Origin of the sequence: Collinsella sp. LCP19S3_A6 (genome assembly GCF_052122015.1) — a bacterium.
Taxonomy (GTDB): Bacteria; Actinomycetota; Coriobacteriia; order Coriobacteriales; family Coriobacteriaceae; genus Collinsella.
The window spans coordinates 63,126-78,047 of record NZ_JBQKDD010000003.1 but is presented as its reverse complement, the minus strand read 5'-3'; the positions used below and the strand labels follow the sequence as shown (position 1 = coordinate 78,047).

At 57.5% G+C, this 14,922-nt stretch carries 14 protein-coding genes and 1 pseudogene; 10 read left to right on the top strand and 5 right to left on the bottom strand.

Translation table 11 applies throughout. The features are described 5' to 3' along the window. Positions 1-261: 261 nt before the first annotated feature. A complete protein-coding gene (locus ACTQVX_RS02670) occupies positions 262-1,173 on the bottom strand; it encodes a DMT family transporter (protein WP_441540905.1) in 912 nt (303 codons plus the stop codon). Between the two features lie 118 nt (positions 1,174-1,291). Here ACTQVX_RS02670 and ACTQVX_RS02665 point away from each other — a divergent pair, with 118 nt between their 5' ends. Continuing rightward, entirely contained in the window at positions 1,292-2,149 is an 858-nt protein-coding gene (locus ACTQVX_RS02665; RefSeq protein WP_441537314.1) for a LysR family transcriptional regulator, read from the top strand. 202 nt (positions 2,150-2,351) lie between these two features. After that, positions 2,352-3,833 (top strand): aminotransferase class I/II-fold pyridoxal phosphate-dependent enzyme, encoded by a 1,482-nt coding sequence (locus tag ACTQVX_RS02660; protein ID WP_427747912.1) that lies wholly within the window; start codon positions 2,352-2,354, stop codon positions 3,831-3,833. A gap of 226 nt (positions 3,834-4,059) precedes the next feature. Here ACTQVX_RS02660 and ACTQVX_RS02655 read toward each other — a convergent pair whose 3' ends face one another. Next, positions 4,060-4,470: a peptide deformylase gene (locus tag ACTQVX_RS02655; RefSeq protein ID WP_441540907.1), complete on the bottom strand. Its 411-nt coding sequence runs from the start codon at positions 4,468-4,470 to the stop codon at positions 4,060-4,062. Positions 4,471-4,684: 214 nt separating this feature from the next. Here ACTQVX_RS02655 and ACTQVX_RS02650 point away from each other — a divergent pair, with 214 nt between their 5' ends. Further along, the gene (locus ACTQVX_RS02650; protein ID WP_441540909.1) at positions 4,685-5,584 is read left to right on the top strand and encodes a hypothetical protein; all 900 of its coding nucleotides are present in this window, start codon (positions 4,685-4,687) and stop codon (positions 5,582-5,584) included. Positions 5,585-5,973: 389 nt separating this feature from the next. On the opposite strand, the gene pdxT is transcribed toward ACTQVX_RS02650, so the two are convergent. Together pdxT and pdxS are read right to left on the bottom strand one after the other, a co-directional pair. Continuing rightward, positions 5,974-6,561 (bottom strand): pyridoxal 5'-phosphate synthase glutaminase subunit PdxT, encoded by a 588-nt coding sequence (gene pdxT / locus ACTQVX_RS02645; protein WP_441540911.1) that lies wholly within the window; start codon positions 6,559-6,561, stop codon positions 5,974-5,976. 20 nt (positions 6,562-6,581) lie between these two features. Continuing rightward, entirely contained in the window at positions 6,582-7,472 is an 891-nt protein-coding gene (gene pdxS / locus ACTQVX_RS02640; RefSeq protein WP_154517081.1) for a pyridoxal 5'-phosphate synthase lyase subunit PdxS, read from the bottom strand. 145 nt (positions 7,473-7,617) lie between these two features. Between pdxS and pdxR the strand changes: the two genes are divergently transcribed. Together pdxR and ACTQVX_RS02630 are read left to right on the top strand one after the other, a co-directional pair. Beyond that, the gene (gene pdxR, locus ACTQVX_RS02635) at positions 7,618-9,048 is read left to right on the top strand and encodes a MocR-like pyridoxine biosynthesis transcription factor PdxR (protein WP_441540913.1); all 1,431 of its coding nucleotides are present in this window, start codon (positions 7,618-7,620) and stop codon (positions 9,046-9,048) included. 546 nt (positions 9,049-9,594) lie between these two features. Next, positions 9,595-10,467, top strand: a complete 873-nt coding sequence (locus tag ACTQVX_RS02630; protein ID WP_441540915.1) for a hypothetical protein — start codon at positions 9,595-9,597, stop codon at positions 10,465-10,467. A gap of 250 nt (positions 10,468-10,717) precedes the next feature. Here the strand turns inward: ACTQVX_RS02630 and ACTQVX_RS02625 are convergent, their stop codons facing one another. Further along, positions 10,718-11,278: a ferritin family protein gene (locus ACTQVX_RS02625; protein WP_154517090.1), complete on the bottom strand. Its 561-nt coding sequence runs from the start codon at positions 11,276-11,278 to the stop codon at positions 10,718-10,720. A gap of 376 nt (positions 11,279-11,654) precedes the next feature. On the opposite strand from ACTQVX_RS02625, the pseudogene ACTQVX_RS02620 reads away from it, so the two are divergent. From ACTQVX_RS02620 to ACTQVX_RS02600, 5 genes and pseudogenes are all read left to right on the top strand, one after another. After that, positions 11,655-12,200 (top strand): annotated as a pseudogene (locus tag ACTQVX_RS02620) (iron-containing alcohol dehydrogenase); the annotation flags it as partial. Positions 12,201-12,208: 8 nt separating this feature from the next. Continuing rightward, complete coding sequence (locus ACTQVX_RS02615) at positions 12,209-13,588, top strand: aldehyde dehydrogenase (RefSeq protein WP_441540917.1); 1,380 nt, start codon at positions 12,209-12,211, stop codon at positions 13,586-13,588. Positions 13,589-13,711: 123 nt separating this feature from the next. Next, positions 13,712-14,038, top strand: a complete 327-nt coding sequence (locus ACTQVX_RS02610; RefSeq protein WP_117655201.1) for an HIRAN domain-containing protein — start codon at positions 13,712-13,714, stop codon at positions 14,036-14,038. Positions 14,039-14,056: 18 nt separating this feature from the next. Further along, positions 14,057-14,236: a hypothetical protein gene (locus tag ACTQVX_RS02605; RefSeq protein WP_154517096.1), complete on the top strand. Its 180-nt coding sequence runs from the start codon at positions 14,057-14,059 to the stop codon at positions 14,234-14,236. A 51-nt stretch (positions 14,237-14,287) separates the two neighbouring features. Beyond that, on the top strand, positions 14,288-14,848 hold the full coding sequence (locus tag ACTQVX_RS02600; protein WP_441540919.1) for a metallophosphoesterase: 561 nt from the start codon (positions 14,288-14,290) through the stop codon (positions 14,846-14,848). Positions 14,849-14,922 lie beyond the last annotated feature (74 nt).

The following is a 14,922-nucleotide window of genomic DNA, read 5'->3' as shown; positions in this document are numbered from 1 at the left end:
GGAGGTTTGCCTCCAGTTTGGCGTGCGCCACGTGGACTCCCTTGGACATCCGGTTATCTGTCTTGGACAGATAACTTTTATGCCGTCTTTATACATACAAGAGCTGTTTGGCACATCGGGTAATTTCAGACAATAATCCCCATCTGGGGATTATTTATGTACGCAGGTAGCATTTCAAAACAGGGGCGCATCCGCTGTATGGCTTTGCTGCAATGTAATAACTGCGGACGCGCTCCTGCTTTGAAACTGAAGAGGGAACTTTTAGACGCGTGCTGCCTGAGCGATACCGGTCTTGGCGCCTGAGCGTTTACCGGCGAGTTCGCAAAAGATCGCGCCGCCGATGATAAGCACGGCGCCCATCAGGCGGACTGGTGTTATGACTTCGCCCAAAAGGGCGGACGAGAACACGACGGCCGAAAGCGGCTCGAGGTAGCCGACGACAGCGACGGTCTGCACGGGCAGTTTGGCGACGGCGCTAAAGTAGAGCAGACAACCGATGCCGGTGTTGACGACGCCGAGCATAGCGACGGCGCGCCAATCGATGGTTGCGGCGATGCTGGCGGACAGGAATGAGGGGGTGCCTTGGGTGACGAGTGTAAGGACCAGCGCGGTCACAAAGGCGGCGCTCACCTGGAGCGCGGAGTTCTCGAGGCCTTCGATGTGCGGCGCGCCCTTGCTGGCGATGACCATCAATGCATAACAGAAGGCCGAGGCGATTCCGCAGACGATGCCCGCAATGGGCATATTGCCGCCTAGACCTTGCGCTGCAATGAGAAAAGCGCCGCAGGCGACTGCGATAAACCCGGCGATTTTGCCACCGGTTAGTTTTTCGCCAAAGATAAACGGCGAGAGGGCCATGACGATGATGGGGCCGCAGTAGTACAGCAGCGAAGAAACGCCGACGCCGATCGTCTGATAAGCGCGGAACAGAATAATCCAGCTGGCGCCCAGCGCGGCTCCCGAGAGGAGGAGGGCTGCGGCTTCGCGGGGGCGAGAAGGCGCCTGCAGCTTATGGCGTTGGGTAATGGCGAGGATGGCGACAAGCGAAAGGGCTCCCAGAAAAGTGCGTAGCAGCACGATATCGGAGCTCGGGAGTGCGATGGCCGCAGCGATGATGCCGTTGGAGCCAAACAACAACAATGCTGCTAAATACGTAATCAATCCGTTGTTCATGCGCTGCCGTCCCCTCTATATCCGTGCATGTTCACTATGGTTGAACTGGCTTTAGAAGAAAAGCGAATATAATGCATGGAAAACATGACAAAAACTCATGCAAAGGTGGAGGTATGTCGTGGAAACGAATATTCAAAAGATGCAGGTGCTGCTGGAGACCGTGCGCGCTGGAAGCTTTACGCGTGCTGCCGAGCGCCTGAGCTACTCGCAATCGGGCGTGAGCCGCATGGTGGCCGATCTTGAGGCCGATTGGGGCTTTAAGGTACTCGACCGCAGTCGTGAAGGTGTTGCTCTTTCTGCTGACGGGCGGCAGGTCATGCCGGCTGTCGAGGCGCTCTGCGAGGAATTCGTTCGCTTGCAGCGACGGGTGGATGAGATGCGCGGGCTCATGCGCGGCAAAGTCTGCATCGGTACGTTTTCGAGCGTGGCGACCCACGTGCTGCCGCCGGTGATTGCGCGTTTTCGTGCTGATCATCCAGACGTCGATTACGAGTTGCTGATGGGCGACTATTCAGAGATTGAACAATGGGTGGCAGAGGGTCGCTGCGATCTGGGCTTTATCCCGCGTGAGCCCCGAGAAAACGGCATGACATCGCTGCCTTTGGTGCGTGACGAGTTAATGGCGGTAGTGCCGTCAGGCTCGTTGTTTGCTACGGCGGAGGTTGTCTCTCTTGCCGACTTGGCCAACGAGCAGTTTATTCTGCTAGAACGCGGCACCGATGACGAGATTACGCCGCTGTTTCGTCGGGCGGGACTGGCAGTGCACTCAAAACTGTCGACCTGGGATGACTATGCGATTATGGCTATGGTCGAGGACGGCCTGGGTGTGAGCATTCTTCCCGCGCTCATCATGCGCCGCTGTCAGTTCGATGTTGCCGTGCGTCCGCTCGAAGGGCATCCCCATCGGCAGATCAATGCTATATATCGAACGGCCGATGTTTCGCTTGCCGCCGCCCGTTTTCTCGAATACCTCTAAATGGGCGCACGTCGTTATCGCCTTGGGATAAATCTTGAGGTTTAGGTCATGTTATTTTTGAAATTGAACTTTTAGAAATAGCACGGCGCTATACTGCTTGCTAAATTGAACCTTGGTTCAATTCGTGTTCTATAAATTGAACTTTGCCAGCAAGGAGGTTCCTGTGACCCAAGAGACGTTTAGCGATCGTCTGCGACAGGCTATGTCCGATCGCGACGTTCGCCAGTCGGACGTAATCCGCGCATCGGAGATGCTCGGCAAAAAACTCGGCAAGAGTCAGATGAGCCAATATGTGAGCGGCAAGACGATTCCGCGGCGCGATGTGGCAGAGCTACTCGCCCGCATTTTGGAGGTCGATGTTACCTGGCTGCTCGCCGGTGACGCCGATCAAGGCGAGACATCATCGACCCACAACGTTTCCAAGCCCGAACCCCATCCCTCAGATCAAATTGCAAGGAGCACCACCATGCGTACTTTTTCTAAATCCACCAAACTCGAGAACGTTCTGTATGACGTGCGCGGCCCCGTTGTCGACGAGGCAGCCCGTATGGAGGACGAAGGCGAGTGCATCCTCAAGCTCAACATCGGTAATCCGGCGCCCTTTGGTTTCCGCACGCCCGATGAGGTCATTAAGGACATGCGCCAGCAGCTGCCCGACTGCGAAGGCTATTCCAACTCGCGCGGTCTGTTCTCTGCGCGCAAGGCGATCATGCAGTATTCGCAGATCAAGGGCCTGCCCAACGTTCAGATGGAACATATCTACACGGGCAACGGCGTGTCCGAGCTCATTCAGCTTTCGATGAACGCGCTGCTCGACAATGGCGACGAGATTCTGATTCCCAGCCCCGATTATCCGCTGTGGACGGCGTGCGCAACTCTTGCCGGTGGACATCCCGTGCACTATCTGTGTGATGAGCAGGCCGATTGGTATCCCGATCTGCAGGATATGGAGTCCAAGATCACGAGCGCGACCAAGGCCCTCGTCATCATCAACCCCAACAACCCCACGGGCTCGGTCTATCCGCGCGAGGTGCTCGAGGGCATCGTTGAGATCGCGCGCAGGCACCAGCTCATGATTTTTGCCGACGAGATCTATGACCGCCTGTGCATGGACGGCTACGAGCACGTCTCCATTGCATCGCTCGCCCCCGACCTGCCCTGCATTACGTTTAGCGGCCTGTCCAAGTCGCATATGATCGCGGGCTATCGCATTGGCTGGATGGTGCTTTCGGGCAACCAGCGCTGCATGAGCGACTTCATCATGGGCATCAACATGCTCTCCAACATGCGCCTGTGCTCCAATGTGCCGGCCCAGTCGATCGTCCAGACGGCGCTTGGCGGCCATCAGTCGGTCAACGACTACATCCGCCCCGGCGGTCGTGTCTACGAGCAGCGCAACTTTGTGTATGAGGCGCTCAGCAAGATCGACGGCATCTCGGTGGTCAAGCCGCGCGCGGCATTTTATATCTTCCCCAAGATGGATGTTAAAAAGTTCAACATCACCGATGACGAGCAGTTTGCCCTCGACCTGCTGCACGAGAAGAAGATCCTCATCACGCGTGGCGGCGGCTTCAACTGGGCTGAGCCCGATCACTTCCGCATCGTGTACCTGCCGCGCATGGAAGTGCTCAAAGAGTCGCTCGAAGACCTCGCCGATTTCTTTGATCACTACCGCCAGTCCTAATTGGTTCCGCCGTTCTACCGAACGGCGGACCGCTTGACGCTACGCGAGCCGCATTCACGCCAATCTGACGTTCAATTTCGAGGGCGCGACCAGAAGGTCAGCGCCCTCTCATTTCACGTCACCTTGGCGCAAATGCGGCTCGCTCGCTGTCGTGTGCTCAGCTTGCGTCGTTACCATGATCCAAAGGGGACGGAGGAAAACAGATCATTTTCCTTGACTCGCGGAACTATATAACGACGCCGTTGCAGTGGTCGATTTCGTGCTGGATGATCTCGGCGGTGTAGCCCGAGAAGTTTTTGATGCGGTGGACGAAGTTCTCGTCCAAATACTCCACCTTAATGCGACGATAGCGGGTGCAGGGACGCTCGCCGATCAGCGAGAGGCATCCTTCGCTGGTCTGATAGGCATTGACCTGCTCAAGAATTTGAGGGTTGTACATCAGGAGCGTCCTGTTGCCGTCCTTTACGCAGATGATGCGTTTGCGCACGCCGATCATGTTGGCGGCGAGCCCCACGCACTCGTGCTCATGCTCGTGGAACGTATCCAGGAGGTCCTGCCCGATCACGGCATCGTCGGGCCCTGCGTCTTTGGAAGGCAGGCGCAAAAAGAACTCGGATTTCATGATGGGCTTAATCATGGCGGGCTCCTTAAGGTGGACACGTTTGGTTCAGGCCATGATACCGCGACATGTCGCATTAATGTGTGCATATAGATTCTGCAGCTAGATTGGATGGCGACACCATAAACTAATGGACGTTTTGCCGAGAGGCATGAATGTTTAAAGCGCAAAGAGTGCGCGACGGGCCCCGCGAATGGGGCGATGATGCCCGAGAGGGCCAAGAAGGAGTCTCATGTCCGAGAACGAAAAGATCATGAACGAGACCGAGAACGAGACCATGGCTGCCGAGGTCGAGGCAGTCGAGACCGTGGAGACCGAAGCTACCGAGGTTGAGGCTGCTGACGAGGTTTCCGCCGAGGAGGAGGCCGAGGTTGTCGAGGCCGCCGTTGATTACGATGACGAAGAGCTGATGGACAAGATGCAGAAGGCCGCCCGCCTGCTGCGTAGCCGTCGCTTTGCTATTTCCAAGGAGGAGGAGGCCAAGGCCGAGCGTATGGCGAACATCGAGCGCGCCATCAAGCTCCTTGACCTCAAGCCCAAGATGGAGCAGAAGGAAATGTCCGACCTGCTGGGCATGCGCCTTCGTGAGCTCGATGGCCTGATGGCCGAGGCCGAGGCTGCCGATCTGGTCGGCCGCATCGACAACGCCGAGGGCGATATGCGCAAGATCGTCGTCTTCGCTGCCGAGGATGCCGCTGAGGGCCTGGTCGAGCTTGCCAACAAGAAGGAGAAGCTCCTGCCCGAGCTTTCTTACGTGGAGGCCACCGAGCTGATGGCTGCGCTCGATAAGGTTATCGCTCCGCTCGTCGCCATGGGTCTGGACGAGGATCGCGGTCCTCGCGGCGGCCGTGACGACCGTGGTGGCCGTGGCGGCGACCGTGGCGGTCGCGGCGGCTTTGGCGACCGCGGTGGCCGTGGCGGCGACCGTGGTGGTCGCGGTGGCCGTGGCGGCTTTGGTGACCGTGGCGGCGATCGTGGCGGTCGCGGCGGCTTTGGCGGCAACCGTGGTGGCTATGGCGACCGCGGTGGCAACCGCGGCGGCTTCGGCGGCAACCGTGGCGGCGACCGCGGCGGTCGAGGCGGCGACCGTGGCGGCCGCAACGGCGGTGGCTTCCGCGGCAACCGTTTTTAGTTACGGCGTTTTACCAAACGCCGTAACGGGCCGACGCTGCAAGCCCGCCAGAGCGGCAATCTGCCTTTCAACTTCGGCGGCATGACCAAAAGGTCAATGCCGCCTTGTTTCAAGGCGCCCTGCTCGGTCTAGCGGGTTTTTGCTGTCGTTGCCAAAACATCGGCGTTGCCTTGATCCAAACCTGCCAAAAAGGGACAGGTTTATTTTGGTCGGTATTATCTGGGCAAACGTGGCCGTCTCTCGCAATGTAGTCGTTGAGAACGTCCCCAACGACTACATAGTATGAGAGTGGATAATCTCCCGGTTTGAGCCTGCATCCAAGCTCAAAGTGGGAGATTTCCACTCTCATTTGCTATGCGTCCGAAAATCCACGTTCGTTTGTTTTCTGCCTACATTTGGAGGAAGAGCTCGTGGAGGCGGGTGTCGTCGTCGAGCTCGGGGTGGAAGGTGACGCCGAGCTGATTGTCTTGACGGGCGGCGACGATGCGGCCATCGACTTCGGCTAGGGCCTTGGTATTGCCGTGCACCTCGACGATGCGGGGTGCGCGGATAAACGTTAACGGCACTTCACCGTCGATACCGTCTACCTGCCTCTTGGTGCGAAAACTGCCGAGCTGCCTGCCATAGGCATTGCGCTCAACGAGTATATCCATGGTTGCCAAGCGCGGTGTTCCCTTGTCATCGTGGGCGGCAAGGTCGCGCGCCAACAGAATCAGACCGGCACAAGTTCCCAGTACAGGCATGCCTTCAACAATGCGGGTACGAAGATCTTCGAGCATATCGAGTTCGGCAAGTAGCTTGCCCTGAACGGTGGACTCGCCGCCGGGAAGTACCAGACGGTCAAAGTTCTGCTGCAAATCGGCCGCCTGCCTCAGCTCAATACAGTGTGCGCCCAGCTCGGATAGTCTTGCTTCGTGCTCGGCAAAAGCGCCTTGGACCGCCAGCACGGCGACCGTTTGGTCTGCATAATCGCTCATGGGCGATCCTTTCTGCTGGACTAGCGCCCGCGCTCTTCCATGATAATCTCGATCTCGTCGGCGTTGATGCCCACCATGGCCTCGCCCAGGTCCTCCGAAAGCTCGGCGATGAGTTTGGCATCGGTGAAGTTTGCCACGGCCTTGACGATGGCGGCGGCGCGCTTGGCCGGGTTGCCGCTCTTAAAGATGCCCGATCCCACAAAGACGCCCTCGGCGCCCAGCTGCATCATCAGCGCGGCGTCGGCGGGGGTCGCTACGCCGCCGGCGGCAAAGTTCACGACGGGAAGCTTGCCCGTGGCGTGGACCTCGCGCACCAGCTCGACCGGAACTTGCAGTTGCTTGGCTGCCTCAAAGAGCTCGTCATCGCGCAGGGCAACAACGTCGCGGATCTGCTTTTGGATCTTGCGCATGTGACGCACGGCCTGGACGACATCGCCCGTACCCGGCTCACCCTTGGTGCGAATCATCGTGGCGCCCTCGGCAACACGGCGCAGCGCCTCGCCCAGATCGCGGGCGCCGCAGACAAACGGCACGTCAAACTGGGTCTTGTCGATGTGATAGACGTCGTCGGCAGGGGAGAGAACCTCGGACTCGTCGATGTAATCGATCTCGATGGCCTGCAGGACCTGCGCCTCGACAATGTGGCCGATGCGGCACTTGGCCATAACGGGGATGGAGACGGCCTCTTGGATACCCTTGATCATCTTGGGGTCGCTCATGCGTGAGACGCCGCCTGCGGCACGGATGTCGGCCGGGATGCGCTCGAGTGCCATGACGGCGCAGGCGCCCGCCTCTTCGGCGATGCGTGCCTGCTCGGGCGTGGTGACGTCCATGATGACGCCGCCCTTGAGCATCTGCGCGAGCTCGCGATTGAGTTTGACGCGATCTGCCTTGCTGGTCTGTTCTGCCATGGTTGCTCCCTTGGTTGGCATGTGCATTGCTTGACGGAACATCCTATCGGGGAGCTGGGTATGGCGAAATACTCAGTTTTAGAGATAATAATAAGGCCAGACTAATACCAGATTGAATGACTCAATAAGGTCAGGTGATAAACTCATGCTTGACTACAATTTGGAAAAACGCGGCGAAGCATCGCTCTATGAGTATATTTACCAGCAAATTCGAGATGATATCGTTGCTGGACGCATTGCGGCGGGGGAGCATCTTCCGTCTAAGCGCGCCTTTGCCAATCATCTGGGAATCAGTGTCATTACCATCGAGAATGCATATAGCCAGTTACTTGCCGAGGGCTATATTTGCTCAATGCCGCGTCGTGGCTACTACGCTTGCGAGCTTCCGGATGCACCGGTTTTGGCTTCGGCTGCAGAGGGCATCGACCGGGATGCCGTCTCTGCGGGTTCCGGCGCGCATGATGTCAACGGACAGGTCGAGCGATTCGATGCACTTTCTCCTTCTGCTTTGGAGGCGGCGCGGCTTTGGCAAAGCGCGCTGCGGGCGACACTGGCATCCGAAGACGAGCGCGAAATCTTTTCGACCGCGCCGGCACAGGGCACCACTCGGCTACGACGCGCAATTGCCCACCATCTGCGCGGGACAAGGGGCATGAATGTCGACCCCAACAACGTTGTTATCGGTGCGGGCGCCCAGCTGCTCGATACCATGTTGGTTCAGTTGCTTGGCGCCGACAAGGTGTATGCCGTTGAGGACCCGGGCTATTTGCGCCTGACGCGCATCTATCAGGCTATGGGTTGCAAAGTTCGACATATCCCGTTGGATGATGAGGGCGTAGACTTGAGCGCTCTGCAGAAAACGGGGACCGATGTCCTTCACCTGATGCCGTCCCATCAGTATCCGACCGGCCTTGTGACGAGCATTGCGCGTCGCTATGCGCTGCTGAGCTGGGCCGCCGAGCGACCAGGTCGATATCTCATCGAAGATGACTTTGATTGCGAGTTTCGTCTGGCCGGCAAGCCGATTCCCGCGCTTGCTTCGATCGATGCCGCTCAATCGGTCATCTACACCAACACGTTTTCGAAGAGCCTTTCATCGGCGTTGCGTCTAGCGTACATGGTGTTGCCCGATGAGCTGATGGAGCGGTTTAGGTGCAACCTTGGTTTCTACGCCTCGTCGGTGAGCTCTGTCGACCAGGTCGCTTTGGCTCGTTTGCTGGAATCGGGTGATTACGAGCGACATGTGAACCGCGTGCGCGTTCGAGCTCGTGAGGCGCGTGATGGCCTGGTGGCGCTTGTACGGAATGCGTTTCCAGCAGGAGAGGTTTCGATCGAGCATGCAGACGCAGGTCTTTACTGCACCGTGGTTGCGGAGCGGGGAACGGGCGGAAGCTCTTTTGCGCAGGCCCTCACGCGCTCGAGCATCCCTTTTATCGATATCAGTAACTGTTATTGGTGTGCCGATGGCGCATCTGTCCCTGAAAACTCAACTCAAATTCTTGTCCAGTATGACGACCTGAGTCCGGAGGTGCTTAATACCCTGGAATCGCAGCTAATGGGGCACTCTGTAACCTAAGTGAGTAGACTTTTGGCACTTTGGCGACCAGACAGTTTTGTAACAAGCTATCTACCTGTGGTTTTGAGAAGTGGGATCATCGGTCTGCTCGGGATGTTCCAAAAAGTCTACTCACTTGCCGCGCAAAGCTTCCGCATGAGAAAAAAAGGGGGTTTTCAACAGGGCTTCGTCCAGTTCTCGGTAAGCTTTTGGCCAGTTGGGGAGGGCTGTTGAAAACTTTGCAGTTCGTTCGGCGCCATTTTTGGTGCGTTCGCGCCAATGAGAGACCGACTGGGTTGAAATTCGTGCTTTCCTGTGCCTATGAAGGATCTACTTTGTGACATATCGGCTTTTAGGTACTGGCGTTTGCCCCCTCAAGTCCGCGCTTTGTGTCCTCCGCTTCCGCGGCCGGATGAAGACCGGCAGCGATATGACCTCGTCCGCAACCCGACGGCTGCGGTCGCGCTCGGTTTTCCGTTGTATACATTGGTTCGGACGAGAAACAAACGGACTTGCCCTGCCAACATTAGGCAGCGGCTGTTTCTTGGTGAACTCCCCAGGGAATCCGTGCTGGAAACGGAGCATGGATTTTTGGTCACGTCTCCTCTACTAACGGCATTTATCATGTCGCGACATCTGACGGATCTCCAACTTCTTCTGGTATTGGCGGAGATGTGCGGCTTGTTTGCGGTATGCGCCCTGCCGGCGCCACTTGAGGTGGAGCTTTCGCATGCAATTGATTCGGGTGCGATTTCGACAACGTTGGGTTGGGTGCGCTGCCCGTCCGAGGGCGGCACCGCCTCAAATTTATGGCGTCGCGACGCTTTGGTTTTGGATGGGGACCTTGACCGTTTTTGTTCAGATGTTTGCGGGATGCGTTACGGCAATCGATTTATGGCGGTATCGCATCTCGTTCCATTGGGTGCCGCTTCGCCTTTTGAGGTCGAGGCGTATTTGTTGCTTGGACTGCCGCGAGCCCTGGGAGGTGAAGGGTTTTGCGGCATAGAGCTCAATGTCAAAGTGATGCTAAGCACAAGTGCTCGAGCGATTGTAGGAAAGACCCGCGTATATATCGACCTACTTCTTTCCTCGCCGGACGGGAGGCGGCAGGTGGCCATTGAATGCCAGGGAAAGGCCTCGCACGGGCGCGCGGGGGATGGCTTGCGTGACGCTGACCGCATGACGGCACTTCAAGCCATGGACTACGATGTGCTTCTCCTGACACACGGACAGATATCCGATGAGGATAGATTCCGTGCGATCGTTAAGGCCGTATGCAGGATGCTCGATGTTGAATATCGTGATAAAAGCTTGGATGAGCAAAGGGCTGAGGCATTACTCCGGTCTGAACTATTCGTTGACTGGACAAAATTGGGAGTAATCGACGGAAAGATGTCCATTGGACACAAAACAGCTCGATCGTGGACAGCGCGGATCTAAGTGAGTAGACTTTTGGCGTGATGGCGACCGGGCCGTTTTGCAACAAGTCATTTACCTGCGGCTTTATAGAGCAATATGGATGGTCTGCTCGGCAAGTTCCAAAAAGTCTACTCACTTAGTTTTTGACGAGAAGTCGATGCCGAAGGTGGCCCTATTTCAGGGCGTTAACGAGTTTATGAGACACGAAAAAAGGCCCGAACCATGCGGTCCGGGCCCTTTAAAGTTAGAGATTATCTCTCAGGCGGTTGGCTTAGCCAAAGTAGCGCTTGAGCAGGCCGGCGAAAGCCTTGCCGTGGCGGGCCTCGTCGCGAGCCATCTCGTGCACGGTATCGTGGATGGCATCGAGGCCAGCGGCCTTGGCACGCTTGGCAAGATCGGTCTTGCCGGCGGTGGCGCCGTTCTCGGCCTCAACGCGCATCTCGAGGTTCTTCTTGGTGGAGTCGGTCACGACCTCGCCCAGGAGCTCGGCGAACTTGGCGGCGTGCTCGGCCTCCTCGTGGGCAGCCTTCTCCCAGTATAGGCCGATCTCGGGATAGCCCTCGCGATGGGCGACGCGAGCCATGGCCAGGTACATACCGACCTCAGAGCACTCGCCCTCAAAGTTGGCGCGCAGGTCGGCAACGATGTCCTCGGAGACGCCCTCCATCTTGGCGACGCCCACGACGTGCTCGGCAGCCCACTCGAGCTTGCCCTCCTCCTGCTTCAGGAAACGAGAACCGGGAACGCCGCACTGGGGGCACTTAAAATCCTCGGGCAGCTGGTCGCCGTCGAACTCTTCCACATAACCGCAAACGGGGCAAACAAATTTCATGATTCGATCCTTTCGATGGATGGCGATGGGGCGCTTGTCCGATCCCGTAAGGGCCCTCTCCGGACGTGCGTCTTGACGAGTTCTATTATCCATAAATGCAACAAAATGTGAAGCCTATTAGGAATGATTTTTGATAAAACAATTTTGAGATATGAAGATGTTGATTGATTAACGATTGGCAGGCCGCCTGCGACCTCCGATGAGTAGAATCGGTCGAACAAATGTTGACCAATCAACAAATGAGGGAGTTTCCTTTATGCATCTAGCCCGCTGCGCCTGGTGCCGAACGTATCAAACGGTTTTTTCGCATCGCATTGCCGGTGCTGCCCTATACCGAGCCACGCATTCTGGAGCATGCTGAGAGAGTGCATGCCAGGCCATTATCGGCTTTGGCGGTGGCTCGGCCATGGACTGTGCCAAGGGCGTGGGAGCACGCATCGCACAGCCAAACAAGCCCATCAACAAGATGCGCGGTCTGCTGCGCGTCCACCGTCTCCTGCCGCTGCTTATTGCGGTTCCCACTACCGCCGGTACGGGAAGCGAAGTTGCGCTCGCGGCGGTTATCACCGATGACGAGACGCACTACAAGTACCCCATTAACGACTTTGTGCTTATCCCGCGCTTTGCGGTGCACGACCCCGAGTTTACGCGCGGTCTGCTCGCCTCCATTACGGGGCAGACGGGCATGGGCGCCCTGACACATCCCGTCAAGGCCTTTATCGATTGGGTCGATCGAATGAACGCCGCCTTGGACATTCCCAAATATGTGACGGGCATTCGCCGCTCTGACATTCCCGAGATGGCGGCGCATGCCGATGCCGAGGCCAATCCGCTGTACCCCGTTCCACTTTTGAAGGACCGTTTGGAGCTGATGCGCATGTACGAGGTCGTCGCGGGTGGTATGTTTGAGGGCGAGAACTAGGAGGGTCCATGAACACCGAGGAAATTGCGCGCATCGTCGGAGACCAGCGCGTCTACTTTAAGACGCACGCCACGTTTGATGTCGATGCTCGACGTCGTGCGCTCGTGAGTTTACGCGATGCGGTGCGGGCCCACGAGGCCGATATTGCCCATGCGCTCAAGACCGATTTGGGAAAGTCGCATGACGAGGCGTATATGTGCGAGATCGGCACGTCGCTTTCCGAGATTCGTCATCAGATCGCACATGTGGCTCGATGGAGTCGTCCGCGCCTGCGTCCGTGCGACCTTGCCAACGCCGTGAGTGTGTGCAAAACGCAAGCCGTGCCCTATGGCGTCACGCTCATCATGGCCCCGTGGAACTACCCGTTTTTACTAACGCTCGAGCCGCTCGCCGGCGCCCTTGCCGCGGGCAATACTGTGGTCATCAAGCCGAGCGCCTATGCTCCGGCATCGAGTGCGGTGCTCAAGCAGATCTGCGAAGAGGCATTTGATCCGTGCCTGGTGACAGTTGTCGAGGGCGGGCGCGCCGAGAACGAAGCGCTGCTCGATGAGTGCTGGGACAAGATCTTCTTTACCGGTAGCGTTCCGGTCGGCAAGCTCGTCATGGAGCGCGCAAGTAAAAACCTTACGCCCGTGACGCTTGAGCTGGGTGGAAAGAGTCCCTGCATCGTGGATGCGACGGCAAACTTGAAGGTTGCGGCACGGCGTATCGCCTTTGGTAAATGGCTCAACGTGGGGCAGACCTGTGTGGCGCCCGACTACCTGCTGGTCGATACGCGTGTGCACGACGAGTTGCTGGGCCTCATCAAGGAAGAGGCGCGCCGTATGTTTGGCGAGCATCCGCTCGACAACGAGGATTACGGGCATATCGTCAATGCCAAGCATTTTGCGCGCGTGCATGGGCTGATCGATCCCGATAAGGTCGTGCTTGGAGGTGCTGCGCGCGAGGCTTCGCTCAAGATTGAGCCGACAATTTTGGACGGCGTGGCCCCCGATGACGCCGTGATGCAGGAGGAGATTTTCGGTCCCATCTTGCCGGTGCTGACGTTTGAGAGCCTAGACGAGGCCGAGACGTTTATTACGGATCGTCCGACGCCGCTGGCCCTGTATATCTTTAGCCAGGACCGTGAGGTTCAGCAGCGCTTTGTGCGTTACGTGCCCTTTGGTGGCGGTTGCGTCAACGACACGATCATGCACCTGGCTACGAGCCATATGGGCTTTGGCGGCATGGGAGCGAGCGGTATGGGGCAGTACCATGGACGCGAGAGCTTCAATACGTTTAGCCACAAGAAGAGCATCGTGAACAAGGCAACGTGGCTGGACGTGCCATTTCGCTATGCCCCTTACGCAAACTGGAAGCACAAATTCGTGCGCATGTTTGTGCATTAAAATCAGATGGCGTAGGGACAAACGGTCGAAAAGACGCAGGCAGGATGAATTTGTGTCCGCACGGACCCGTAGACTTCTCAATAAGGTTAAGCGCCGTTTTATCCGGCCGTTAGGGGAGTTGCTATGTACGAGCCTTCACGTGTTCTTCTGTCGTTTCACATTGCGGGATTTCAGTATGCCGACGGCGCTTTGGTCCTGGGCGATCTTAAGGCGGGCGATAAACTGACGCTGTGCGCCGAGCGCGATAATCCCCATGATCCCGAGGCGGTTGCGATCTACTACGGCAACACCAAGCTTGGCTATGTTCCGGGAAACGAGGTCGGTCCGCTGTCCTTGATGATGTATTACGGCCATGAGGACGTATTTGAGGCCCGCGTGCAGCAGGTTGCCCCCGAGCGTAGCCCGTGGCACCAGGTGCGCGTTGGCCTCTATGTGGTGGATGCCCGCTAATCGGTAAGGGAGGCTGCCATGTTTGATGACGATGACCTGTTCGATTTGACGGACGATTCGTTTGAGTGGGATATGCTACTCGACGACGATGAGCTGGAGCAGGACCGTAAGATGCGACAGGACAAGAAAACTCAGGGTGATGCGTCGAAAAAGAAAGACAAGCGCCGTCGCGGACTGTTTGGCGGGCTCTTTGGGTAACTGTCGCATCGCTGCGTCTGTATACTTAGCACGAGTTGGACGCGTTGCGAAATGAGGACTGAGACGATGATGTGGTTTACCGCCGACCTGCACCTGGGCGACACGAATATCTTGCACGACATGGACCGACCGTTTGGCTCGGTTGAGGAGATGAACCGCAAGGTCATCGATGCCATCAATGAGTGCGTGGCTGCGGATGACCGCCTCTATATTCTGGGTGACTTTACCTATCGTTTGCCCCTGGCGGAGGCGGTGCGCCTGCGTAAACGCATTGAATGCCAGAACGTGACGCTCATCCGTGGTAACCATGACGGCGACTGGGAAGATCCCGACGTGCCGCAGATTTGGGAAGACGTGCGTGATTACCTGGAGATTGCCCCCGGCTATGCCAAGGGTCATCGTCTGGTTATGAGCCACTACCCCATGCTCAGCTGGAATGGCAAGGCACGTGGCGCCATCATGCTGCACGGGCATATCCACAGCAGGGGAGACCGCACCAATGCGCGCAACCGCGATCGCGAACGTCCTACCTTTCGCTACGATGTCGGCCTCGATGCCAACGAGTACAAGCCCGTAAGCCGTGACCAAATCCTAGGCTTCTTTGGACTGTAATTCTCGAACCGTCATACAAACCGCCACAAAGGGGACGGGCACCTTTGTGGCGGTTCTGGCGCCGTTGCCATTAT